Source organism: Vibrio sp. FF266, from assembly GCF_041439695.1.
GTDB lineage: Bacteria > Pseudomonadota > Gammaproteobacteria > Enterobacterales > Vibrionaceae > Vibrio > Vibrio tasmaniensis_A.
Window position 1 is genome coordinate 1 of the sequence record NZ_JBGOOO010000048.1, and the last position, 23,225, is coordinate 23,225.

Annotated in this window: 21 protein-coding genes and 1 riboswitch; of the genes, 4 read left to right on the top strand and 17 right to left on the bottom strand. The window is 44.6% G+C overall.

Annotated features, from left to right (window positions below):
* Nucleotides 1–88: 88 nt before the first annotated feature.
* The 16 genes from ACED59_RS21830 to metK all read right to left on the bottom strand — a co-directional run bounded on the left by ACED59_RS21830 (nucleotide 89) and on the right by metK (nucleotide 16,705).
* Nucleotides 89–1,393 (bottom strand): cobyrinate a,c-diamide synthase, encoded by a 1,305-nt coding sequence (locus tag ACED59_RS21830; RefSeq protein ID WP_017097268.1) that lies wholly within the window; start codon nucleotides 1,391–1,393, stop codon nucleotides 89–91.
* A 2-nt stretch (nucleotides 1,394–1,395) separates the two neighbouring features.
* Entirely contained in the window at nucleotides 1,396–2,466 is a 1,071-nt protein-coding gene (locus ACED59_RS21835; protein WP_017097269.1) for a threonine-phosphate decarboxylase, read from the bottom strand.
* Between the two features lie 38 nt (nucleotides 2,467–2,504).
* Nucleotides 2,505–3,470 (bottom strand): adenosylcobinamide-phosphate synthase CbiB, encoded by a 966-nt coding sequence (cbiB, locus tag ACED59_RS21840; protein WP_017097270.1) that lies wholly within the window; start codon nucleotides 3,468–3,470, stop codon nucleotides 2,505–2,507.
* Nucleotides 3,471–3,546: 76 nt separating this feature from the next.
* Complete coding sequence (cobM, locus tag ACED59_RS21845; RefSeq protein ID WP_017097271.1) at nucleotides 3,547–4,359, bottom strand: precorrin-4 C(11)-methyltransferase; 813 nt, start codon at nucleotides 4,357–4,359, stop codon at nucleotides 3,547–3,549.
* 1 nt (nucleotide 4,360) lies between these two features.
* A complete protein-coding gene (cobJ, locus tag ACED59_RS21850; protein ID WP_017097272.1) occupies nucleotides 4,361–5,200 on the bottom strand; it encodes a precorrin-3B C(17)-methyltransferase in 840 nt (279 codons plus the stop codon).
* 2 nt (nucleotides 5,201–5,202) lie between these two features.
* Nucleotides 5,203–6,045 (bottom strand): sirohydrochlorin cobaltochelatase, encoded by an 843-nt coding sequence (locus ACED59_RS21855; RefSeq protein WP_017097273.1) that lies wholly within the window; start codon nucleotides 6,043–6,045, stop codon nucleotides 5,203–5,205.
* 177 nt (nucleotides 6,046–6,222) lie between these two features.
* Nucleotides 6,223–7,827, bottom strand: a complete 1,605-nt coding sequence (locus ACED59_RS21860) for a cobalamin biosynthesis protein (RefSeq protein ID WP_017097274.1) — start codon at nucleotides 7,825–7,827, stop codon at nucleotides 6,223–6,225.
* On the bottom strand, nucleotides 7,827–8,657 hold the full coding sequence (gene cobI / locus ACED59_RS21865; RefSeq protein WP_017097275.1) for a precorrin-2 C(20)-methyltransferase: 831 nt from the start codon (nucleotides 8,655–8,657) through the stop codon (nucleotides 7,827–7,829). The genes ACED59_RS21860 and cobI overlap by 1 nt, the downstream gene beginning before the upstream one ends.
* A 66-nt stretch (nucleotides 8,658–8,723) precedes the next feature.
* Nucleotides 8,724–10,022, bottom strand: a complete 1,299-nt coding sequence (locus ACED59_RS21870) for a bifunctional cobalt-precorrin-7 (C(5))-methyltransferase/cobalt-precorrin-6B (C(15))-methyltransferase (RefSeq protein ID WP_017097276.1) — start codon at nucleotides 10,020–10,022, stop codon at nucleotides 8,724–8,726.
* On the bottom strand, nucleotides 10,019–10,678 hold the full coding sequence (locus ACED59_RS21875; RefSeq protein ID WP_017097277.1) for a precorrin-8X methylmutase: 660 nt from the start codon (nucleotides 10,676–10,678) through the stop codon (nucleotides 10,019–10,021). Before ACED59_RS21875 ends, ACED59_RS21870 begins: the two co-directional genes overlap by 4 nt.
* A 20-nt stretch (nucleotides 10,679–10,698) precedes the next feature.
* Nucleotides 10,699–11,883, bottom strand: a complete 1,185-nt coding sequence (locus tag ACED59_RS21880; RefSeq protein ID WP_017097278.1) for a cobalt-precorrin-5B (C(1))-methyltransferase — start codon at nucleotides 11,881–11,883, stop codon at nucleotides 10,699–10,701.
* A gap of 93 nt (nucleotides 11,884–11,976) precedes the next feature.
* A riboswitch (cobalamin riboswitch) is annotated at nucleotides 11,977–12,107 on the bottom strand.
* 9 nt (nucleotides 12,108–12,116) lie between these two features.
* Nucleotides 12,117–12,581, bottom strand: a complete 465-nt coding sequence (locus tag ACED59_RS21885) for a phosphoglycerate mutase family protein (protein WP_012604813.1) — start codon at nucleotides 12,579–12,581, stop codon at nucleotides 12,117–12,119.
* Nucleotides 12,571–13,596 (bottom strand): iron ABC transporter permease, encoded by a 1,026-nt coding sequence (locus tag ACED59_RS21890; RefSeq protein ID WP_050546540.1) that lies wholly within the window; start codon nucleotides 13,594–13,596, stop codon nucleotides 12,571–12,573. Before ACED59_RS21890 ends, ACED59_RS21885 begins: the two co-directional genes overlap by 11 nt.
* On the bottom strand, nucleotides 13,583–14,527 hold the full coding sequence (locus tag ACED59_RS21895; protein WP_017097280.1) for an ABC transporter substrate-binding protein: 945 nt from the start codon (nucleotides 14,525–14,527) through the stop codon (nucleotides 13,583–13,585). The genes ACED59_RS21890 and ACED59_RS21895 overlap by 14 nt, the downstream gene beginning before the upstream one ends.
* Complete coding sequence (locus ACED59_RS21900; RefSeq protein WP_017097281.1) at nucleotides 14,524–15,282, bottom strand: ABC transporter ATP-binding protein; 759 nt, start codon at nucleotides 15,280–15,282, stop codon at nucleotides 14,524–14,526. The genes ACED59_RS21895 and ACED59_RS21900 overlap by 4 nt, the downstream gene beginning before the upstream one ends.
* 271 nt (nucleotides 15,283–15,553) lie before the next feature.
* The gene (metK, locus tag ACED59_RS21905; RefSeq protein ID WP_009847676.1) at nucleotides 15,554–16,705 is read right to left on the bottom strand and encodes a methionine adenosyltransferase; all 1,152 of its coding nucleotides are present in this window, start codon (nucleotides 16,703–16,705) and stop codon (nucleotides 15,554–15,556) included.
* A gap of 377 nt (nucleotides 16,706–17,082) precedes the next feature.
* Here metK and tkt point away from each other — a divergent pair, with 377 nt between their 5' ends.
* Nucleotides 17,083–19,077: a transketolase gene (gene tkt / locus ACED59_RS21910; protein ID WP_029223847.1), complete on the top strand. Its 1,995-nt coding sequence runs from the start codon at nucleotides 17,083–17,085 to the stop codon at nucleotides 19,075–19,077.
* 74 nt (nucleotides 19,078–19,151) lie between these two features.
* Here the strand turns inward: tkt and ACED59_RS21915 are convergent, their stop codons facing one another.
* Nucleotides 19,152–19,388 carry a hypothetical protein gene (locus ACED59_RS21915; RefSeq protein ID WP_012604808.1) on the bottom strand — a complete coding sequence of 79 codons (237 nt, stop codon included), beginning with the start codon at nucleotides 19,386–19,388 and terminating at the stop codon, nucleotides 19,152–19,154.
* 335 nt (nucleotides 19,389–19,723) lie between these two features.
* Between ACED59_RS21915 and ACED59_RS21920 the strand changes: the two genes are divergently transcribed.
* The 3 genes from ACED59_RS21920 to ACED59_RS21930 are packed head-to-tail and all read left to right on the top strand — an operon-like array spanning nucleotide 19,724 to nucleotide 23,105.
* Nucleotides 19,724–20,434, top strand: coding sequence for a response regulator (locus tag ACED59_RS21920; protein WP_029222972.1), 711 nt, complete (start codon nucleotides 19,724–19,726; stop codon nucleotides 20,432–20,434).
* Nucleotides 20,431–21,864 (top strand): ATP-binding protein, encoded by a 1,434-nt coding sequence (locus ACED59_RS21925; RefSeq protein WP_017097283.1) that lies wholly within the window; start codon nucleotides 20,431–20,433, stop codon nucleotides 21,862–21,864. The genes ACED59_RS21920 and ACED59_RS21925 overlap by 4 nt, the downstream gene beginning before the upstream one ends.
* Nucleotides 21,861–23,105: an ABC transporter substrate-binding protein gene (locus ACED59_RS21930; protein ID WP_012604805.1), complete on the top strand. Its 1,245-nt coding sequence runs from the start codon at nucleotides 21,861–21,863 to the stop codon at nucleotides 23,103–23,105. The genes ACED59_RS21925 and ACED59_RS21930 overlap by 4 nt, the downstream gene beginning before the upstream one ends.
* The last annotated feature ends 120 nt before the right edge of the window (nucleotides 23,106–23,225 follow it).

The following is a 23,225-nucleotide window of genomic DNA, read 5'->3' on the forward strand; positions in this document are numbered from 1 at the left end:
TAAATACCCAGCAACTCGCTGCAAAAATCAGCTCGAAAGATCAACACGCCCTATTGAAAGCGTTCAAGGCGCATTTTTTCACCCATACTTAATAAAGCGCTCCTTTGAATATTTTCGCTACCAAATCAGGGTTGTACGGGAAGTACCAATGTGCATAAGAAGCGATGGTGCTTTGTTTTATCCAAACAGGATCGGTTGGCCTACCATATTGAGATTCAGGCTGAGTTAGCACGGTTTCTTTACTGTCTGTTTTTGAATAATGGAAAGTATGACCACGCAGCATTTGACCATCGAAATTAGCTTCTAGGATCCCTAGCGCGGCTAGCTTCTTCTGCATAGTCGCTTTGGCATTTAACGCTCCAACCATGTTTTCTGTTTGGCTTTCTGTATCAGTCAATGCTTTGTTGAGGTATAGCATGCCACCACATTCGGCTAGGCAAGGTTTTCCTTGTTCAATGTGTGTGATGATTTGCTGTTTTAACGCATGATTGAGCGCTAGCTTATCCATATGTAATTCAGGATAACCTCCTGGTAAATACAAAGCGTCACACACTGGTAAATCATCATGTGCAAGCGGTGAGAAAAATGACAGTTTTGCCCCCAATTCGATCAACAAATCAAGGTTGGCTTGATACAAGAAAGCAAAGCTATTATCACGAGCTACTGCAATTGTATGACCAGTCAATGATTCATGTCTGGCTGGTAGTGCTTGCTTTGGTTTTTCAAATGCTTGTGCTGTTGGTAATGGGATATCACCATGTTCTAGTAGTAGCTTGGCTGCGTGATTAAGTCGCTCCTCTATGTCATCTAACTCTTGTGCTTGTACTAAACCTAAGTGGCGTTCTGGCAGCGACAAATCCATGTCTTTTGGTAACCAACCACAAAACTCGGTTTCAGGTTTTAGGCTTTCTTTTAGCATTTCAGCGTGACGTTCAGAACCTACGCGGTTTGCAACTACACCAAATACATCCACGTCATCACGGAATGTCGATAAGCCATTTACAATGGCTCCAAAGGTTTGTGCCATTGCGCCAGCATCTACCACGGCCAACATCGGAAGGTTAAATTTGGCCGCAATATCAGCACTTGAGCATTTGCCATCAAACATACCCATTACGCCTTCAATTAGAATCACATCCGCTTCTAGGGCTGCTTGGTAAATTAAGTGTTGGCATTCCGCTTCACCACACATCCACAAATCCAATTGGTAAGTGGGTGTATCTGATGCAATAGATAGAAATTGTGGATCAATAAAATCAGGCCCAGTTTTGAATACTCGAACTTTCTTTCCTTGTTGAACCAAAGCTCTTGCTAGAGCGGCGACCACGGTTGTTTTTCCGCTTCCAGAAGAAGGTGCGCCTACCACTAGGGCAGAACAGTAAGCTGTAGACATAATTATTCCTTGAGTTGTTCGAGTGCGCGAGTGAGCGCTTGCCATTGTGATTCGTTGGCGGGTAACCCGAAACGAAGTGCATCGTTTTCATCACAATGACGAGTAAAAACCCCTAACTTGGCGAGCTGATGGTGCCATGATACCGAATCTGAAATTTCAACTCGGTGAAAGAGTATCTGTGATGTTATTTTTACCGAGCCCGCCATTTGGCCAAAATGTAGTTGTAAGATTTGGTTCATACGCTGAGCCTCTTCATGTAGGCGTTGGCGGTTTTTCTTTTGCCAATTGGAGTTGAGTAAGGCATGTGTGGTGACATAGCGAGTTGGGCCACTGAGTGTCCAAGGTCCAAGGTGTTGTTTAAGAATATTTAAACGCAATGGCGAGGCAAAACAAAAGCCTGCGCGAATCCCTGCCAGCCCAAAAAATTTACCCACTGATCGCAGGACTATTAGATTGTCAGGTACTCCTGTTGGGAAACTTGGTAACACTGAAAGCTCAGGAGTACAGTCTACAAACGCTTCATCAATCACGAGCGTTGAATGATCTTGGATATGATCTAGCCAAGTCAGTACTTCACTTGGTGGCACATTCAGTGCGGTTGGATTATTGGGATTAATCACTACGACCACGTCTGCCGTTTTCAGCTGTTCGATTGTCGGTTTGTGTAGGTAAAAGTCGAATATGACGGCTTGTATGCTTTGTTCTGCGTACTGCTGCCACGCATGTCGATGTTCTTTGTAACCCGTATGAGGCAATAGGATGTACGTCAATGTTGGCTGTGTCTTTGCAATCATATGAGGTAGCGATTGAATGGCTGCCTGACTGCCAGCTACGGGTAACAAGGCATCACTTTGATAGTAGGTTTGCGCGGCTGTGATTAAGCCATCATCGTCTTCTGGTAGCCGATTCCATACCGATGCAGGGATTTCAGGTATAGGGTAGTGGTGCGGGCTTACTCCAGTTGAAAGGTCGACCCATTGTTCGATTGGCCTTTGATAGCGCAATGAAAACTCGATTAACTTACCACCGTGATGCGGAAGTTCGTTTGAGGTTGAGTGTTGTTTAATCGTCATTAGCGTACTTAAAGTAAAGAGTTAAAATAGACATGAAATCAAAATAAACAAAGAGTTAAAAGAGAAAGCAGTAGCATTACGATGGCCCAAAGCACACTGGTTTTTTGGACCAAAGATATGGCTCGTGGAATATCTTCTAAAGTCGCAATATTACCTTTTCCCATCGGACGTTTTTTCACAAGTTTTCCGTGGTAATAAGTATCGCCACCTATGATGATTTGTAGTGCGCCGGCACCTGATGTCATTACGGGGCCACCGTTTGGACTCGAGCAATGTTTAGCTTGTTCTTTCCAGCATTTCAGAGCCAACTTAGTGTTGCCTAAAAGGCTGTAGCTAAGTGCGGTTAAGCGCGCAGGTGCCCAGCCCATCACATCATCTACTTTTGCTGCCACATAGCCAAATTCTAGCCAGCGTTCATTTTTGTAGCCCCACATCGCATCAAGTGTGTTCACTAATCGGAACAGTAATGCCCCTGGAGCCCCAAGCAGTGCAAACCAAAATAGAGTGCCGAAGATCGCATCGTTACCATTCTCTAATACCGACTCAATCGTCGATGACGTGATCTGGCGTTGATCCATGGTTTCAGTATTACGGCTAACGATCCAACCAACTTTCTCTCGCGCTAAATCAAGATCACCTTGGCTCAGCGGCTGGTGGATCCACTGGGCGTGATCAAGCAGGCTACGTTGACCTATCGCGATATACAGAACCACGATATTAAATAGCCAAAAGCCTAATGTGTTCCCCATGCTTAGTAGCGTATGTTGTAGCCAAAAGCTGAGTAAGCACAATGGAACAGTCGCAGCTATCCATGCGATCAAACCTGAGAATTTAGTGGCTCGGTTTAACAGCTTCTCGATTTTCTCAACCGCATAGCCAAAACCGATCAAAGGGTGAAATCGTTTAGGCTCACCTAGTAAGTGATCAAGCATCAAAGCTGCGATCATCATTAGCGCGATCGCTAAACTTGAATAACCAAAATTTAAATCAAAAAAGATCATCATATCTGCCAAATAATGCTGCTGACTGGATAGTGAAAATGAATAAACGCATAAACCAATCAACAGCTAATGAGCGAGGTTAGTCTGCGCTCTTATCGTCTTCCAATGTTCCACTTTCAGCTACACCCTCTTCAACGACACGTGCTTTTCGGCAAGCGTGTGAGAAGGTCGGATCGTAGAGTTTAGAGTCAACAAAATCATTGTCGCCTAGCACTTTACTGACGATGATCATCGCGGTGGAGCGAATCCCTTCATCATGCATAACTTGGGCGATCGTACCCAATGTAGCACGGAATATTCGCTGTTCAGGGTGACTGGCTTTTTCAACGACAGCCACTGGCCAATCTTGCGGGTAAACATCTGATAATTCACGAACCACTTTACGAATTAATGTTGCGCTAAGAAATAAACACAGTGTTGCTTCGTGAGAGGCAAGGGCGCGTAGATTCTCTTTTTCAGGAACAGGCGTTCGACCTGATGCTCGGCTAAGAATAATGGTCTGGCACTTTTCAGGTAGCGTCAGTTCTTGGCCAAGAGCTGCGGCACTCGCTTGGAAAGAGGAGACGCCCGGAACCACTTTCCAATCAATGCCAAGTTCGTTCAAGCGACGTGTTTGTTCTGCAAGCGACGAGTAAATTGAAAGATCGCCAGTTTGAACGCGTGCAACGTTTTGACCTTTTTCGTGTGCGGTTAGGTACACATTGGTTAGATCATCAAGATCCATGTCAGCGGAGTTATAGACCAGTGCATCAGGGTGAGCGCGATCGATGACGGCTTTTGGCACTAAACTGCCTGCGTAAACAATCACAGGGCACTCTTCAACTAAGCGTGCGCCTTTCACTGTGATTAAATCTGGGTCACCCGGCCCTGCGCCGATAAAAAATACCGTCATACTAGTTTGCCTCTTCCGTCACTGATTCTGGTTTAGGTTCAACTTTTAATGAATGGCCACGTTTTTGACCTTCTAGTACCTTGCCGTCTTTCAGTTGATATTTATTGGTGTAGCCACGCGGTGTTACGATCCAATCACCAAATCGGTAGCTGTTGCTGTTACCTATCACGACCGCGGCGTTCATACCAAATTCCACTTTGGTAAATTCAGCCAGTGTTGTCAGTGTGACTTTTTGCTCATCACGATACGCAGCATTCACGATAGCAACGGGAGTATTTGGGTCACGATGTTCCAAAAGGATTTCACGTGCAGTTTCAATGTGCTGAGTTCTCTTTTTAGAGCGAGGGTTGTAGAAGGTAATCGCAAAATCAGCCATTGCCGCGGCTTCAATCCGCTTGGTAATCACTTCCCAAGGCGTTAATAAGTCAGACAGAGAAATGGTACAACTATCGTGACCAAGAGGTGCACCAACTAAAGAAGCACAGGCGTTAGCCGCGGTGATGCCCGGAATAATATCCAGTTCAACTTGTGCGTTTAATTCTGCGTTTTGCTCCAATAATTCAAGCACTAAAGGCGCCATCGCGTACATGCCAGAATCCCCAGAACATACCAATACGACTTCTCGACCTTTTGCTGCTTCTTCTACTGCGGCTTGAGCGCGGTCCCATTCGCGAGTCATACCACTTTGAATGACTTCTTGAGTGTCGATTAGTGTGCTGATTGATTCTACATACGGCTTGTAGCCTGCAACGACATCTGCATTCTTTACCGCTTGTTGCGCTGCGGGTGTGACTAGGTCTATTGCGCCAGGCCCTAAGCCTACCAGTGTTAGTTTTGCCATGATTATTTCTCTTCCTCTGGTGCACCTAAACGAATTAAGCCTTCTTTAATTTGCTTATCGATAATCTGTAACAGTTCTGGCATATCGAGCATGCAGAACTTGTCACCTTGGATTGGCTCTGCCACTTGAACGTCAGCGTCTTCTGCCAGCATCTCATTAATTTCTTTAAGATCGTTGATGAAGTGGTTACCCGATACAAGCAGTAGTGGAACTAGATTAAGAAGCGGTCGGCCTTGGCCTGTATATTGCTCTTTAATGCGGCGAACCATTTCATTTTTCACTAACTTAAATGGCCATGCGCCTTCGAGCGAGCAAGCGAAGTTGCGTTGCGATAATTTGCCGAGTAGATCATCACAGTAATGGATCGATTGGTGACCTGGGTTATCTAGCATAGGCGCACCGTGGTGAACGAACACGTTGAAATGATCTTGTGGAGCAAAACGATCATGGAGAGCCGAAAGCAAATTGGTCGTTAATTGGCTGTGATGCATGATCGCTGGTGTTTGTTCAATGCGCGCCAATGAGAATTGCTTGAAGCCATCAACTATTGATGTCATGTAGCGATGTTCATCGGTAGGGAATAGGTACACTGAAACAATCAAAATGCGTTCGTAACCTTGAGTGTCTAGATCGGCGAGTACCTGAGGTAGGCTGAAACATGGCGTGTCTTTACGAGCCAGCTTCTTGATCACCATCTTTGAGCTGGTGGCGATACGCACTGGCACATCTGGGTAACTTTGACGTACGCGCTCTGCTAGAGTTTCATAACGTTGTTGTTCTACAACGCTACCAAAGCAGCTCAGTACAATGGCTGTGCCTTGGTTATAATGACGAAGTCGTTTCATAATTGTCGCTGTCCTTATCAAATCTATATCACAAGATAAACGGGTTATCTCATGTTGGTAATGAGGTTAAAGTGAGCTTTGAAATATCATGTTCATAGCTTGCAAAGTATTTGGCCTACTATGTTCCTAAAGCTCAGTGATACCTAAAGTTCTGTGCTTCTTAAAACTAAGCGGTTTCTAAAGCTCAGTAGTGCCGTCTGCATTTTCAATTGGTGCGATAAACTTAGGATCTAAATAAGCTTTTAATGATTTCCGCTCGACTAGATTTGTGAACAAATCTTTCCAGTCTTGCTCGGTAAATTCTTCGATACCTCGAATCCAAAGCCCGTTGTTAACAGGTGTTTCATGTTCTAGTAAACGTTCGTAAATCACCATTGCAGCGCGGTTTCTGCAGGTGCCCGCACAGTGTGTACGGCTTATCTTGATGCGCTGTTCACCGTCGGAAAAATTGAGCGCTTTAAGTACCTGTCTAAGATCGTGTGCAAGGTTTTTACTGCCTTCTTTCGCGCAGCGGCCACCTTCACATAGCAATACGTGATGGCGGTGGTAGAGCATCGGGCGGTTTAAATCGACATGCTTAGGCTTACACTGAAAACCATCTACCACTTCATTACCGTGAAGGTTGATTTTGACGTTTTCATCTAGCCAGTTTTTCCACTTCTTCTTGGCGAGGGGTTCATCGTATTCGATGCGAGTACAAGATAAAGTCATGTTGAAACCGTCTTGTTTGAACTTCCACTTAGGAACCAATAGTTGATCTCGCTTAGCGTGCTTTAGCGCGGCCGCTTCAGAAACCGATGATACTCCCGTAATTTTTTTTACGTATTCTGATGGGTTTTCAATCCCTTCAACGCCGTCGAGTTGCTCGGCTGAATAAGTGTGGAAAGGAATTTGGCTTTCAGACGAGAGTTCTAAAATACCTTTTTCATCCGCTTTTAAAGCGATACTGGCGAAAGCTGAAACACTGGCTTTTGCTAGGTTATATTCAGTCAGGAAAACATTGATACCTGCTTTCAATACATGGAAAGGAGTATTGCGGTCACAGCCTATTCCAAGCACAAGCGATTTTGGTCGCCACAGTACGGTTTTATTTTTAAAGTCGGCGTAACCTTTTGGTTGTGCTTCATCTGAAATCAGAACTAAACCATCCCAATCATCAGTACTGATTTGAGAAAGGTCTGTATCGCTTAGTGCTGGGTGGGTAATGATGTGTCTTGGCATGGAACGTTTGTTCTGCCACCAGTTCTGTTCGCCAGCGTGCTGCACGATTAGAATGCGTTTTTCATTTACAACTGCTGCGCTGGTGGTGGTGATCGCGGGTTCGCATTGTGGATCAAGTGTCCAACCAAATGGCGAACCGAGCATATCAACCGACAAACTGCCGGCAGCGTCAGAAGCGGTGGTGATTACAGGAGTCGCGTTGAGTGCTTGTGAGACTTGTAACGCGATCCCATTTGCGCCACCGCGATGACCAGATAGCATAGGGATCACGAATTGGCCGTGATCGTCAATGCAGATCACGCCGGGGTCGGTGCGTTTGTCTTCTAGCAAAGGGCCGATCATTCGGCTGACAATGCCCGCAGCAAAAAAGCAGATATGGTGATCATATTGCTTAAATTGAGGAGGAAGAAAACCAGAAAGCGGCAGCGTTAACTCATCGGCTTCTGGGTATTCTTCTTGTCCAACTGGTGCAATAAAGACATCAGCAAACGGAAACGTTTTAGCTAAGCGTTTGGCTTGCCTTGCTCCGTGTAGCGTGATGGCATAAATAGCGATTTTCATTACGCTTTACCGCCAATAGTTTTATCGATGCCATCTTTACCACTATCAGCTTTACCACCATCAAGAACGGCACATTTCTTTGATTCATTAGTACCACGTAGTACGCCACGACGAGCGCGAACTGAAAGCTGAACCATAGAGAAGTAGCGGTTTTCATTCGGTACATCGCGTAGATCAGAGTAAAGCTCTTGTTTCTCTGTGGTGGCATGCGACACGTAGGTTGCACAATCCAACATGTCCATCGACTCTAGTTGAGTGATCAGCTTAGGGATAACGCGACCTGCTTTGATTAACATGATGGTGTCAAAATCTTCGACTAGCTTTTCTAAACACTCGATACCCCATGTCGCAGGTACAACACAAAAACGCTCCTGACCGTCAGCAAGTGGAATTTTTGTTTGTGATGGAATAGCGGTAACTGAAGTGATACCCGGAATGATCACCGGATCAAGTTCAGGAAGTAGCTCTGTCAGTTCTTCTTGGATGTATGCCCATGTGCTGTAAACCGATGGATCACCTTCGGTTGCAAATGCCACGTCTTTACCTTGCTTTAATAGTTCAACAATTGTGACGGCGGCTTTACGCCATGCAGGAACGTTGATGCTTGGGTCACGCGTCATTGGGAAATGCAAAAATAGGTATTCGCCTTTCATGCTTTCAGGGCTAACAGAACCCGCTGCAATTTGTTGAGCAAAAGAGTGGTTACTGCCCGCGTCTTTTTCTGGAAACGCGACAATGTCGACGGTGCTGAGTAGTCGGTGAGCTTTAAGTGTTAATAATTCTGGGTCTCCAGTGCCGACACCAATTGCGTACATAGTTCCTAATTTCATCTGTGCTTTCTCTAATTTTGTTTTTATTTAATATGTTGAGTGGCGCTTAATTAAAAAATTAAGCGCTTATTTCTGAATAAACGGCTTGGTAAAAATAAATAAGTGAATCGGATTTTCTGATTGATAACGGGTGTAGTGAGCGAGTGGTACGCCTGTTGATATAGAGACCAGTTGAACCTGTGTCGGAGCATCGCTGTCTTTACTCCATTGATGAAGTTCGCAAACTGAATCGACAGTCACGGCAGAACCGATCACGACGCCTCCCGGTTTTATTGCTGACCAACAGAAATCTAAAATGGTGTGCATGTTGCCGCGGCTTCCACCAATAAAAATACTGTCTGGCTGAGGCAAGGTGTCGAGCTGCATTGGGGCTTTATCTCGAATCAGTTGTACGTTGTCGGTACCGTGCGCTCTAAAGTTAGCCTCGACCGACTCATAACATTCTTGGTTTGATTCAATGGTGAAGACTTGTCCTTGATAGCACTGTTTAGCGGCTTCTATCGCAATAGAACCTGAGCCTGTGCCTATATCCCACACCACAGATCTTGGTTGAATACGCATACTTGCTAACGCTAAGTGACGAACGGGCTGTTTGGTAATTAAGCCGCGCTTAGGCATGCGCTTCATGAAGTCATCATCGTTGGCGTATTGGCCCAATTCACCCCACGCATGAGGTAGCGTTCGGTGCAGTACCATTACATTGAGCGTAGAGAAGTCGTCGGAACTTTTTAGTGCGAGGTCTTCGAGAGTCCACTGGCTTATCTTTTCGTCGGTGCCACCTAAGTTCTCACATACCCAAGCCGTCCAACCTTGTTGATTAAATTCGACTAAGTGTTTCGCAATACGAGCTGGGTTGTTTTGAACATCGGTTAGCAAGCAGTAGCTAGTTCCCCATTGCATTTGGCTTGCGATACCTTTAATGCCATCGTAATGCTGCTTTCTTCCATGTAGTGAAATTGCTTTGGTTTCTTGCCATGCAATGCCGACTCGGCTGCAAGCGAGTTGCATTGAACAAGGGGAGGGAATAAAGCGCACTTCATCATTAGGCAGTTTTTTTAACAACGATTCGCCGATGCCAAAGAACAATGGGTCGCCAGAAGCTAATACGACGACGCCGCCTTCCTCGCATTCATCAAGCAACTTAGCGAACCAAGATTGATAGCCTTCTTTCATCGATAAGCGTTGACCTTTGAATTGGGGAAACCAATCCAATAGTCGGTCGTTACCTGCAACAACGCGTGCAGATTCAACTGCATTAACAGCTCGACTGGTTAGGCTTAAACACCCATCTTCGGGTACTCCGACTACCGTGATAGCCGATTGATAGCAATCGATAATCTGAGAGTGAGTACTTACATTATTCATTTTACTGACTCAGCAAGTAGGGCGTGAATAGTCGATACCACTAACGGGCTGCCACCTTTACGGCCTAGGCTGGCAATGTAAGGCACTGTGTTTTGTTCGGTTAATGCTTGCTTCGATTCATCTGCTTTTACGAAACCAACAGGAATGCCAATGATCAATGCAGGTTTTGCTTCGCCTGCTTCTATCATGCGCAATAGCTCAAGTAATGCGGTAGGCGCATTGCCTACACCTATGATAGAGCCGTCGAGTAGGTCGTTATCGCGGGCATAACGCATTGAGTGAATAGCACGTGTTTCTCCTGTCTCTTTGGCCGTGCTAATGACGTCTGGATGGCTAATGAAGCACTGTGCTTTATTGCCGTAAGCGTTGAGGCGAGTTTGGTTTAAACCTGTCACGATCATGCTGACATCGGTAATGATGTTGGCACCGTTTTTTAAAGCGGTAATGGCAGACTCAATCGCGTTGTCGCTGAATTGATATAATTTAGCGTATTCAAAATCACCCGTAGTATGAATGGCACGACGAACCACATTCCATTCACCTTGATTGAAGTTATGTCCCCCATGGAGAGTTTCTATTTCTTCATCGATGATAGAGAAAGAGTTACTTTCAATTTGACGGCCTTGCTTGGTCATTTGACGCATATCGTTAGTCATGGAGTTTTCCTTGTTCATGCTTATTCATCATGAAAGTGAGTGTTGGTATCACTTCCTTTTGAGCAGAGATGTTCTGCTAATAGATCGCCGTTAAAATCGATCAATTTGAATTCAATGCTGACGTGATGTTTGACATACACAGCAGCGTGCTCTGCAGCTTGTTTGCAGAGCAAGGTAAGAAAGTCGTAATTGGGAATCTCTTGGCCCGGTTGGGCTTCTTTCCATGTATCGAGTACGTGGCGGCCTGTGTTGGCTTGGCTAACAGCTTCGGCAAACTCACTCGATGCACCCGATTGAATGGCGAGGTCGGCCAGCAATGAAAAGTCGATAGCTTTACCGGATACGTGAGTCATCATGTGCCCAGCGACCATCTTGCCGAGTTTGCCTATCATGGCGACGACGGTGATTTTGCTCACTTGATAACGTTTTGCTGCGCGCAGTCCGACCCCAACAAAATCACCCGCTTGGATAAAACACATCGAGTCATAACTTGGTAGCATGGCCATCGCTGACTTTTCGGTTCGAGATCCTGTCGTGAGAACCAAGTGGTTTTGGCCATTTTGTTTCGCTATTTGTACCGATTGACGCACTGATGCTGAAAACGCTGAAGTGGAGTAGGGTTTTACCGTTCCGCGTGTCCCGAGAATGGAAATACCACCGATTAAACCGAGTCTTGGCCCAATGGTTTCCTTGGCTCGCTCTTCTCCATCTGGGACGCAAATTTCCAGTGATATACCGACGTGTTTTTTCTGTTGACTGGTCGCTTGGTTCCATTCCAAAGTCACCATATCGAGAATGTTTTTTCGAGGAACGGGATTAATCGCCGCCTGACCGACGGGAAGTTCTAATCCGGGTAGAGTCACACGAGCTACGCCAACACCCCCATCGATGTGAAAACCGGGCTCTGAATGCCAGCGGGCAATACTCTGAATATGGGCTTCGTGGGTACAATCAGGATCGTCCCCTGCATCTTTAACAATGCTGGCGGTCACCGCATCGTTGGATGTTTGGATAAACGCAACCTTAAACGTAGCGGGCTCACCATTAGGTAGAGTGATGGAGATATAGTCAGGCTTTTGTCCGGTTAATAGTGTTTGAACTGCCGCTCTGCTTGCTGCAGCTGCGCACGCTCCGGTGGTAAACCCACTGCGGAGATCGGACTTATTTTTGGATCGTTTAACTTTTGTGACCACAGTATTCTTCATCTACGTTTTAGGTATTGACGAATACAGAGCGTTCCCTTGTTAGACAAGGTATGGATGGTGTTGAGTTTTCCCGCTCGATATTCATGTGTGTCCAGGTATTCTGACTTACGATGTTGAGGTTCTCATTGCGCTTTACTCCTTCCCAAGTCGTGTGACTCAGTGGCTTGTAAAGGGCTCATCGCTTACAGCTGCGGGTACAGTTCAGGAGTTACACCTGATTCCCTGATGTGACGTTATACTTCGATATCTATCCTGAGGATTTCTCCGTTGTTTGGTGTTTCTATTATTTGCTTTGGTGTCCCTAAACTGGCTAATGTTTTTATCCAGTCGCCATGTCCGAGCAGCAAAATAGGGTTCTCATTGTTGTGGTGACGAGAAACTCGTTGGATCCACTGAATCGCCATTGTTCTTCGTTGCTGTTCTGAATCGAACTCACTGAGCTCCATTTGAGAAATGACGGGCACTTTCAGGTAGCGTGCGATGGTTTTAGCACTGGAAATCGCACGGCCTAATTGACTGGTGTAAATAGCATTGAGGGTCAATGATTTTTGAGTTGCAAGATAACGACCGACGTTATGCATCTGTCGTTTGCCTTTCATTGTCAGAGGGCTATCCAGTTGATTCTGTGCTTTGCCTATTCGATTCCATTCGGTTTCGCCATGACGAATCGCAATGATGGTGAAGCGTTCAGCTTTCATTACTTTTCTCCATCAAAATGGAAACAATGAATAGTGCGCCAAATGCGGTGGTGACAACACCAAGAGGCAGTTCTTGAGGAGCAACTAAGGTTCTCGCCAAAATATCACTTAATAGCATAAGCAAAGCCCCAATCAGCCCTGAAGTGATGAGTAATTTTTTGTGTAATGGGCCGATGATTTTCTTCGCGATATGAGGAACCATCAAGCCAATAAATCCGACAACTCCGATGATAGAAACAAAACATGCCGTTGCAAAAGCGCAGACAATAAAGACACCGCTTTGCAGGCGTTTTGTGTCTACGCCCATGGTTTGTGCTACGTCGTCTCCTGCAAGTAAACAATCTAACTGGCGATGTTTTAATATACCTAGGGCTATCAAGGCGATAAGTCCAGCAAGCACAATTAGCACATTGTCCCAGCGTGCGTTTCCTAGGCCTCCTAGCGACCAAAATAGAATCGAATGGGCAGCGCGTTGATCACCATGGAAGACCAAGAAGTTAGTCAAGGCTGTAAATAAAAATGAAATAGCCAACCCGGCTAAAACAATTTGAGAAGACGCTTGCCCATCCACTTTTCTGACTAGAAATAGCACTGCCGAAGCCGAGATTATTCCACCGATAAAAGCGGCGAGTGGAAGTGTCCAAATGCCGATAGCGCTGCCGATGACTGTAATCACAAAGACTGCTCCAGTTGCGGCACCGGATGACAATCCAAAAATGAAAGGGTCGGCAAGATCGTTTTTTGTCACGGTTTGTAATAACGCCCCAACAATACCTAACCCAGCACCGCAAATAATAGCGATGATTGTTCTAGGTAAGCGCAGGTGCAGTACCACTTGATCTATCGGTGAGTCGATCTGTTGACTCATCGCCGCTGAAAAAATCGTAGCGACTTGTGCAAAAGATAGCTGAACGCTGCCTAAACTCAGAGAAAACATCGCTAAGAGGGCAAAAACAGAACTGAATACGCAGGTGTTCAGTGCGGTTCGGTTCAGGTTAGTACTAAGACTTGTCATGGATTTCTTGGATGCGCTGTGCCAATTTTTCAATTGCAGCTATGTTTGCTGGCCCGGGAGTAATTTCCTCATAACGCAGAGGAAGATATTGGGTGGTCTTTACCGCTGTGGTCAGCTTCATCGCTGGGTGCTGTTCCAAAAAGGCTTGCATGCCTTTAGCGCCTGTCCCATTTTGATAATCGAGAAGAATAATGACATCAGGGTTATGCATCGCAACTGACTCCCATGATGTGGTTCCCCAGCTGATATCCAGATCTTTCATTACATTGGCGCCACCTGCCGCTTCTATCATGGCGCTCACTGTCGCGTACTTTCCTGCTGTGAATGGTTTCTCTTCCCCTGAATCATACAGAAAGACTTTAAGAGGGGTTTGATTCTGGGTTTGCTGTTGAATCAATATTAATTGCTCTCTCCAAGTGGAGATAAGAGTTTGAGCTCTGTCTTGCTGACCGAATAAAGTCGCAAGGCGTGTCACGTCATCAAACATCTGTTCCATGTTAGCTGGCTGCTTATCTTTACGGATATGGCTGCAACTCTCATTAAGAATCAGAGTATTGATACCAAACTCTTTCAGAGAATCAGGCGTGACTGAGCCGCCCAACCGCATACCGTAATTCCATCCTGCAAAGAAAACATCAGGGTTGGCATTAACTAACACCTCTAAAGAAGGATATTTCGGTGCGAGCTCCGGAATGCTGCCCTGGAGGCGATTAAATTCAGGGGTCGTTTTGTAGTACCCGCTAATACCGGTCACTCCGATCATATTCTCTTCAAGCCCGAGAGAAAATGCCATCTCAGACATATTGATATCGTGAGTGATTAAGGTTTTCGGCGCTTTATCTAAGGTAAGTGTAGAGTCGCAGTTTTCTACCGTAATTTGGGCTTGTGCGGACACGGTAAGTAATAAAGTTAATGCTGATAGTTTTTTCATGAAAGCTCCTGTCCTTGGTCGAGTTCAATGTCGAAAAATTTGCTTGTTTTCTGTGTGCGCTTATTGGTCGTGCTGATTAAATCGACTTCAAAGATCGGCTTAAGTTGATTGTGAGTTAGTAGTTCTTCTACCTTTCCTTTCGCGACTACCTGGCCGTGTTCCAAAATCGCAATGTGCGTCGCGAACTTGGCCGCAAGGGAAATATCATGCAGTGAGCAAATCAGTGTTTTTTCTTGCTCTTTCAATAGTGATAAAACTTCCCCTTGAGCACATGGATCTAGATGGTTTAGAGGCTCATCCAACACCAGAAACTCGGCGTTCTGACATAAAGATCGTGCAATATGCGCTCGCTGCTTCTGGCCGCCTGAGAGCTGTCCCATTCTTCGTTCGAGGAAAGTATCGATCTTTAGTGCTTTGCTCATTTGGTCAAGTGAAAAGCTAGAAGTGGCTTGATTGGAAGCGGTTAGTTGAATGTACTCTCTTAGTGTTAAACGACCATCCACTTGACTGTGTTGTGGAAGGTAACTGATTTGTTTGGCTCTTTGCTGGCAAGTTAACTTACTTAGCGGCAATTGGTTTATGACGACTTCGCCTTTGAAGGGAAGTAAATTAACCAGTGCCTTTAATAACGTGGTTTTTCCGGAACCATTGCGTCCAATGACTACCCAGCGCTCACCTTGATTAATTTTCAGATCGAGTGGGTGCAGTCGTTGAGTGTTTTGTTGTTGAACTGAAAGTTTGTGGCAAAGAAGCATGAGTTACTGAGAATGGTTTGTTTTTAACAAGTGCTATTACATTAAAATTTAAACGTTTGCGTAACATTGATCTCAGCACGTAAAATCCCCACTATTATCAAAATAATCTATAAGTTAACGCTTGTGCTACGTGAAAGGGTTCGGGTTTATTAGTGAAAGAATAGAAGAATAGAAGAATAGAAGAATAGAAGAATAGAAGAATAGAAAGAAAAAAGCCTCTGAGAACAGAGGCTTTTAAAATTACGTTTCAGCTAAGCGTGTTGCGTAATGCTTACAGGCCTGCGAAGTCCGCAAGGATAGCTGCTTTGTCAGTTGCTTCCCAAGGGAACTCTTCGCGACCGAAGTGGCCGTATGCAGCAGTCTGCTTGTAGATAGGTTGAAGAAGGTTGAGCATCTCTTGAAGACCGTATGGACGTAGGTCGAAGTTTTGACGAACTGCTTCAATGATGATTTCGTGCGCTACTTTCTCAGTACCAAACGTTTCAACCATGATAGATGTTGGATCTGCAACACCGATAGCGTAAGACAGTTGAATCTCACAACGGTCAGCCATGCCAGCAGCAACGATGTTTTTCGCAACGTAACGAGCTGCGTAAGCTGCAGAACGGTCAACTTTTGATGGATCTTTACCAGAGAATGCACCGCCACCGTGACGAGCTGCGCCGCCGTAGGTATCAACGATGATCTTACGACCTGTTAGACCACAGTCACCCATTGGGCCACCGATTACGAAACGGCCTGTTGGGTTGATGAAGAAGTTAGTGTCTTTGTTGATCCACTCAGCAGGAAGTACTGGCTTGATGATTTCTTCCATTACCGCTTCACGTAGGTCAGGTGTTGTTACTGAATCACAGTGTTGAGTTGAAAGAACAACAGCGTCGATACCAACGATCTTACCTTGGTCGTATTGGAACGTTACTTGAGATTTCGCATCTGGGCGAAGGAAGTCAAGCTTGCCGCTCTTACGTACTTCAGCTTGCTTCTTAACAAGAAGGTGAGAGTAAGTAATTGGAGCTGGCATTAGGATTGGTGTTTCGTTAGTCGCGTAACCAAACATGATACCTTGGTCGCCTGCGCCTTGATCTTTAGGATCGGCTTTATCAACACCTTGGTTGATGTCTGGAGACTGCTTACCAATTGTGTTTAGTACTGCACAAGAGTCAGCGTCAAAGCCCATATCAGAATGAACGTAACCAATTTCACGAACTGTTTCACGAGTGATTTCTTCGATATCAACCCATGCAGACGTGGTTACTTCACCGCCAACCATAACCATGCCGGTTTTTACGTAAGTCTCACAAGCAACACGTGCTTTTGGATCTTGTTCAATGATGGCATCAAGAACAGCATCTGAGATTTGGTCTGCAATTTTATCTGGATGGCCTTCTGAAACAGATTCAGAAGTGAATAGGTGCTTAGCCATGAGAGCTCCACTTTTAGTTTAGTTTTTAGTTGCAAATAGTTAAATGCAAATAATTTATGCCGTCGCAATCGAGGAAGCGCCGCCATTCAACACAGTATATTTTGTAGGTGTTTCTACATCTAGACGGCTATTTTAAATTCCAACGGTCGAATTACAAGCTCTTTTTTAGGATATGTCATAACTAAACGTTTGCGTATTGGTAGGGGGAAGCCATTGTTAAGTGGTGTAAATGATCGAAAATTGCGGAAAATGACCGTTAAAGTGCCAGTAAAACGTTTGCAGTCGCTATAGTCGTTTGAGAGAATACCCGCGCTAATAAAAATGAAAACTTTAGCATCTATCTCTTTTTTAAATCGCTTATGTATCCAGGAGCAGACATGCCTTCTCGTAAAGATCTAGCCAATGCAATCCGCGCACTTAGCATGGACGGTGTTCAACAAGCAAACTCAGGCCACCCAGGCGCACCTATGGGTATGGCTGACATCGCTGAAGTTCTTTGGCGTGGCCACTTGAACCATAACCCATCAAACCCAGAGTGGGCTGACCGTGACCGTTTTATCCTGTCTAACGGTCATGGTTCTATGCTGATTTACTCTCTGCTTCACTTAGCAGGTTACGAGCTTTCAATTGAAGACCTAAAAAACTTCCGTCAACTGCACTCTAAGACTCCAGGTCACCCAGAGTACGGTTACGCTCCTGGTATCGAGACAACGACTGGTCCTCTGGGTCAAGGCATCACCAACGCTGTTGGTATGGCGATGGCTGAAAAATCATTGGCTGCACAGTTCAACAAAGAAGGCCACGACATCGTCGATCACTTCACTTATGCGTTCATGGGTGATGGTTGTTTGATGGAAGGTATTTCTCACGAAGCATGTTCTCTAGCGGGTACGCTAGGTCTTGGTAAGCTGGTTGCTTTCTGGGATGACAACGGCATCTCTATCGATGGCGAAGTTGAAGGTTGGTTCTCTGACGATACACCTAAGCGTTTTGAAGCATACGGCTGGCACGTAATCCCAGCAGTTGATGGTCACGATGCTGACGCAATCAATGCGGCTATCGAAGCGGCTAAAGCGGACCCTCGTCCAACACTTATCTGTACTAAGACTATTATCGGTTTTGGTTCACCAAATAAAGCGGGTACGCACGACTGTCACGGTGCTCCACTAGGTGCTGATGAAATCACAGCAACTAAAGCGGCACTTGGTTGGGAACACGGTCCTTTCGAAATTCCAGCTGATATCGCAGCTGAGTGGAATGCGAAAGAAGCAGGCGCAGCGAAAGAAGCAGCGTGGAATGCTAAGTTTGACGCATACGCAGCGGCTCACCCTGAGCTAGCAGCTGAATTCAAACGTCGTACTAATGGCGATCTTCCAGCTGAGTGGGAAGAGAAAGCAAACGCAATCATTGCTGATCTTCAAGCTAACCCAGCAAACATCGCATCACGTAAAGCATCTCAAAATGCTCTAGAAGCATTCGGTGCTATGCTGCCTGAATTCATGGGCGGCTCTGCTGACCTTGCGCCTTCTAACCTGACTATGTGGTCTGGTTCTAAGTCGCTTGAAGCGAACGACTTCTCAGGTAACTACATCCACTACGGTGTACGTGAATTCGGTATGACTGCAATCATGAACGGTATCGCTCTGCACGGTGGTTTCGTACCATACGGCGCAACGTTCCTAATGTTCATGGAATACGCACGTAACGCAATGCGTATGGCTGCTCTGATGAAAGTTCAGAACATTCAAGTTTACACGCATGACTCTATCGGTCTTGGCGAAGATGGTCCTACTCACCAACCGGTTGAGCAGATCGCTTCTCTACGTCTGACTCCAAACATGAGCACATGGCGCCCATGTGACCAAGTTGAGTCTGCTGTTGCTTGGAAACTAGCAATCGAACGCAAAGATGGTCCTTCTGCACTTATCTTCTCTCGTCAAAACCTTGCACAGCAAGATCGTGACGCTGAGCAAGTAGCAAACATCGCTAAGGGTGGTTACATTCTGAAAGATTGTGAAGGCAAACCAGAGCTTATCCTTATCGCTACAGGTTCTGAAGTTGAGCTAGCGGTTAGCGCTGCTGCTGAACTAACAGCTGAAGGCAAGAAAGTACGCGTAGTATCTATGCCTGCTACTGACGCGTTCGATAAGCAAGACGCCGAGTACCGTGAGTCTGTACTTCCATCTGACGTTACAGCACGTATCGCAGTAGAAGCTGGTATCGCTGACTTCTGGTACAAATACGTTGGTTTCGGTGGCAAGATCATCGGCATGACAACGTTCGGCGAATCTGCACCAGCAGGCGAGCTATTCAAGATGTTCGGTTTCACTACTGAAAACGTAGTAAACACTGCAAAAGAGCTTCTTGCTTAATCATTCGTTGTAACGCGAATAGAAAAAAACCGAGCCACTGGCTCGGTTTTTTATTTGGCTTTCAGAAACATGAGTTACTCGAATTCATTTCCCCAATTATCAAGTTCTCTAGTCCCACAGACCTTACATTCAACGTAACGATCCATGTTGTAGTAATGACCACCATTGATAATTGAATTAGCAAACAGCTTTATTCTTCCTAACAAAGTTTTGTCGGTATCATAGCTGCTTGTTTGGCGAACAAGAACTTCACTATGTGGCGTTTCTTTATTGCACGTTTTACAAAAATGAGTCGCTGGAAATCCAGACATAACCTTTTCCTTTGGTTGAGAAAACTAGGTTAGAAATAGCCGTAGAATTAGGTCAGACTCATTTAGATATCATTGCATAATAGCTATTACATTCGCTAGATTTATAAATTCATTTTGTCGAGGTATGTCGCTTAATTGATTTAGTGAGGAAATGTTACCTACTCCTGCACTCAGTACTTGTTTAGGTATTTAGCAATAGAGTTAACTGTGCACAAAGTCATTTGTAACGAACCGCTTACATTGCGGAGTTTGAGCGCATTTCGTTATTAATATTCTTGAAAGATATAACGAAGTAAGAGAATGTTGGCGCGTTGTTTTCATATGAAAGGTCTAGCATGACAAACAAAGTAATCTTGGTGGTCGATGATAGTCAGGACATTCTTGATGCTCTTAGTGAATATCTGGAACGTTCAAGCTTTACGGTTATCACAGCTCTTGAAGGCAATGAGATGTGGAAGAAGCTTGAAACTGTCACTCCAGATCTCATTATTTTAGACATCATGCTACCTGGAGATGATGGTTTGACCTTGTGCCAGAAACTACGTCTTCAATCTCAAGTTCCCATTATTATGCTCACCGCAGTAACCGACGATGCTGATCGAATCGCAGGATTAGAAATTGGAGCCGATGACTATATTACTAAGTCATTTAACCCGCGAGAGCTATTAGCCAGAATTAAAGCTTTATTGAGGCGTTCCACGTTTAGCCATAGCCAAGGTGAACGGACTCTGAAATTCATGGATTGGACTTTTGACACTCTTAAACGACAACTGAAACATGAAGATGGAGAGGTGGTATCTCTTTCTAGTGCTGACTATAACTTGCTTACGCTCATGTTGGATTCCCCCAACCAATTATTAAGCAGAAATGATATTGCTCAAGCTCTTTGGGGGAGGGATGCGGAACCACTAGAAAGAGGCATTGATGTACAAATTAGCCGGTTAAGGAAGCAATTAAGAGACGATGACCGTAACACGATTATGACGGTAAGGCATCGCGGCTATATGTTAGTGATCGATTCACATATCAATCGTATTAAATTTTGAAAAAAAACATACACCAGTCAATGGTTGCGCGTATCACCCTGTCTACGTTCACGGTTATTCTCATGGCTGAAATACTGGCAGGTGCGGTATGGTTTACGGCAACATCAGCATCAAAAAAAGAGTCAGCTAGCCACGCCATGACAGCTATATCATCAGCTGCAGCAGATACTATTAATTACTTCTCTGGCTTACCCATTAATTACCGTCACTTGGTGTTGGAACAGCTACGAAATATAGGAGGAACAAGGTTTTTCATATCCATAAATAACCATAAACTTCCTATCACTTCTTTATCTGATTACTCATTGGTTCCTCAGATGGAAGTACAAGCGTCTGAACTTCTGAATCAGCAACTTAGAGACTCCCGCAAAGTGCATGTCACTTTGACTAAGCGAGAAGATTTACGGGTGTTTAACTCTGGTATAAAGCTTCATGAACTTCCTGCATTGTGGAAAGACTACAGTTTAGTATTAGGAAAACTGGATCTCCCAATTGCTGTTATTCAGGTGGAGTTTTCAGATAATGAATGGCTTTATTTAGCCACCGTTCTACCGCTGTCTTTTGATAGTCTGACCGATAATTTCATTGATAGCAGACAAGTCATATTTCTCCTTATTGTTACCTTCATGCTTATGGGGGGTTCTTATGTTGTCTTACAGAAGGAAATTCGTCCTTTTCGTTCTTTAGCACGCTCTGCCACTCTTATGGGGTCGCAAATGCAGATTGAAGAAATCAAAGAAGAAGGCAGCTCAGAAACCAGAGCTGCTATTCATGCTTTCAACAAAATGAACCGTCGAATCAAATCGTATTTGCGGGATAGAGATATGTTTTTTAATGCGATATCCCATGATATTAAAACACCATTAGCCTGTTTAAAGTTACGAACTGAAATGATGGATGATGAGCAAACAAAGTTAAGGTTTGAAAAGCTATTGAACGAAGTCGATATGATGTTGAACGGGGCTTTGCAATATATGCGAGAGAATGACATCCACGAAGAGTTAGAGTGGATTGATATTAACGATATCCTTGAACAATGCGCGGCTGTTCATAACAAAAATGGAGTATGCGTAAGCCTGATAGATCTGCCAAGGATTGAGCTTTATGGCAAGCCACTAGCAATCAAACGTTGTTTATTCAACTTAGTTGATAATGGCGTTAAATATGGAAATACGGTCGACATCAGTATGTTTTCTCACTCTGATTCTATTCAAATCGTGCTGCGTGATGCAGGAAAAGGAATCAAAGAAGATATGTTAGAAAAAGTCTTTGAACCTTACTTTAGAGACAATGATACAGGCATTGAAGGTTCAGGTTTGGGACTAGCAATTGCTCGTAGTATCGCAAGGGCACACGGTGGGGACGTTCAGTTATCTAATTCACCAGAAGGTGGGCTTGAGGTGGACATTATTTTGGTGAATGCCCTATGAAAAAATGGTTACTGTTAAGTCTTTTGTTATCGACGAACCCCGCGTTTTCTTCCCCCTCTGTTGAAATGCTGCATTGGTGGACGGCTGCTGGAGAAGAAAAAGCGTGGTCGGTCATCGAGAAGCAATTTGAATCTCTGCCTTATACATTAAAAAGTGAACCAATCAGTGGCGGTGGTGGTGCACCTGCCAAAGCGATTCTTCAAGCCAGAGCTATTGCCGGGTATTCCCCTGATATTGCTCTTATGGAAGGTCCGGCTATTCAGTCATGGGCGGCGTTAGGTTTTTTAAATGATGTCAATGAAGTCGCAGAATCGCAGAGGTGGGATCAGTCGCTGTATCCTGATATTAAAGCCATTCACCAATATGACGGGAACTTTGTCGCCATACCTTTGAATATCCATCGATTAAATTGGATGTGGATAAATAAAAAGGTACTAAATCAGCATCAACTTTCATCACCTCAGACGTGGGACTCGTTACTGTTAGCATTAACTACGCTGAAAAGTAAGGGGGTTAATCCTTTGGCTTTGGGAGAAGACTCTTGGCAAATTGTGCAAGTTTTTGAAAATATTGCATTCGGAGTAGGTGGAGCAAATTATTATCGACAGGCATTTGTGGATTTAGACCCTGACGCATTAAATAGCGATAAAACACTTGAGGCGCTTAAGCGCTTCCGCTCTCTGGCTAATATTGTCGGTAGTGATTTACCGAGTATTAGTTGGGATCAGGGGACAAAATCTTTGCTTGAAGGGGAGTTTGCCTTTCAATTTACAGGTGATTGGGCTCTGGGAGAGATGTTTATTAGTGCAGAAGGTGAAATTCCAGATTACATAGAATGTCGAGCGTTCCCTTCTACGGAAAAAGGTTTTATCTACAATGTTGATAGCTTGGCATTTTTTACAAAAGTAACGGGTGAAGATCATAATATGGTATCGGTAATGACCTCGTTATCTTCTCCCCAATTTCTTTTAGACTTCAGTAAAAAGAAAGGTTCAATACCTGCTCAAGCAAATATACCTGTGAATGAATTATCACGATGCCAACAGCAATCTTATCAAGATTACATTCATGCGAGTTCTGAAGGTACAGCTATGCCAAGCTTGACCGATTCAATGGCTGTTAACCCTGTTCTTCAGAATGCGGTATCCAACGAGTTATATCGCTACTTTATGGACTCTTCCATTTCAGCGGAAACACTTATTGGACACCTACATGCTATTAATAATGAGGTGTTTCGTTAGCTTCTTGTTCTTCTTTTGACTTTAAATGTCTAGCTAGAAATTACTATGTACCTTCGACATTTTCCAGCCTAGGTCTATTGTAAAAAACGAGTTACAAACTACTTGCTATTTGTAACCTTG

Excerpts from the sequence above, each read along its gene's own strand:
- ACED59_RS21875 (WP_017097277.1), bottom strand. The coding sequence starts at position 10,678 with ATGACTAACGATATGCGTCAAATGACCAAGCAAGGCCGTCAAATTGAA.
- ACED59_RS21930 (WP_012604805.1), top strand. The coding sequence starts at position 21,861 with ATGAAAAAATGGTTACTGTTAAGTCTTTTGTTATCGACGAACCCCGCG.
- ACED59_RS21855 (WP_017097273.1), bottom strand. The coding sequence starts at position 6,045 with ATGAAACGACTTCGTCATTATAACCAAGGCACAGCCATTGTACTGAGC.
- cobM (WP_017097271.1), bottom strand. The coding sequence starts at position 4,359 with ATGACGGTATTTTTTATCGGCGCAGGGCCGGGTGACCCAGATTTAATC.
- tkt (WP_029223847.1), top strand. The coding sequence starts at position 17,083 with ATGCCTTCTCGTAAAGATCTAGCCAATGCAATCCGCGCACTTAGCATG.
- ACED59_RS21830 (WP_017097268.1), bottom strand. The coding sequence starts at position 1,393 with ATGTCTACAGCTTACTGTTCTGCCCTAGTGGTAGGCGCACCTTCTTCT.
- ACED59_RS21835 (WP_017097269.1), bottom strand. The coding sequence starts at position 2,466 with ATGACGATTAAACAACACTCAACCTCAAACGAACTTCCGCATCACGGT.
- ACED59_RS21890 (WP_050546540.1), bottom strand. The coding sequence starts at position 13,596 with ATGACAAGTCTTAGTACTAACCTGAACCGAACCGCACTGAACACCTGC.
- cobI (WP_017097275.1), bottom strand. The coding sequence starts at position 8,657 with ATGAAATTAGGAACTATGTACGCAATTGGTGTCGGCACTGGAGACCCA.
- ACED59_RS21895 (WP_017097280.1), bottom strand. The coding sequence starts at position 14,527 with ATGAAAAAACTATCAGCATTAACTTTATTACTTACCGTGTCCGCACAA.
- metK (WP_009847676.1), bottom strand. The coding sequence starts at position 16,705 with ATGGCTAAGCACCTATTCACTTCTGAATCTGTTTCAGAAGGCCATCCA.
- ACED59_RS21885 (WP_012604813.1), bottom strand. The coding sequence starts at position 12,581 with ATGAAAGCTGAACGCTTCACCATCATTGCGATTCGTCATGGCGAAACC.
- ACED59_RS21880 (WP_017097278.1), bottom strand. The coding sequence starts at position 11,883 with ATGAAGAATACTGTGGTCACAAAAGTTAAACGATCCAAAAATAAGTCC.
- ACED59_RS21870 (WP_017097276.1), bottom strand. The coding sequence starts at position 10,022 with ATGAATAATGTAAGTACTCACTCTCAGATTATCGATTGCTATCAATCG.
- ACED59_RS21860 (WP_017097274.1), bottom strand. The coding sequence starts at position 7,827 with ATGAAAATCGCTATTTATGCCATCACGCTACACGGAGCAAGGCAAGCC.
- ACED59_RS21920 (WP_029222972.1), top strand. The coding sequence starts at position 19,724 with ATGACAAACAAAGTAATCTTGGTGGTCGATGATAGTCAGGACATTCTT.
- ACED59_RS21900 (WP_017097281.1), bottom strand. The coding sequence starts at position 15,282 with ATGCTTCTTTGCCACAAACTTTCAGTTCAACAACAAAACACTCAACGA.
- cobJ (WP_017097272.1), bottom strand. The coding sequence starts at position 5,200 with ATGGCAAAACTAACACTGGTAGGCTTAGGGCCTGGCGCAATAGACCTA.
- cbiB (WP_017097270.1), bottom strand. The coding sequence starts at position 3,470 with ATGATGATCTTTTTTGATTTAAATTTTGGTTATTCAAGTTTAGCGATC.
- ACED59_RS21915 (WP_012604808.1), bottom strand. The coding sequence starts at position 19,388 with ATGTCTGGATTTCCAGCGACTCATTTTTGTAAAACGTGCAATAAAGAA.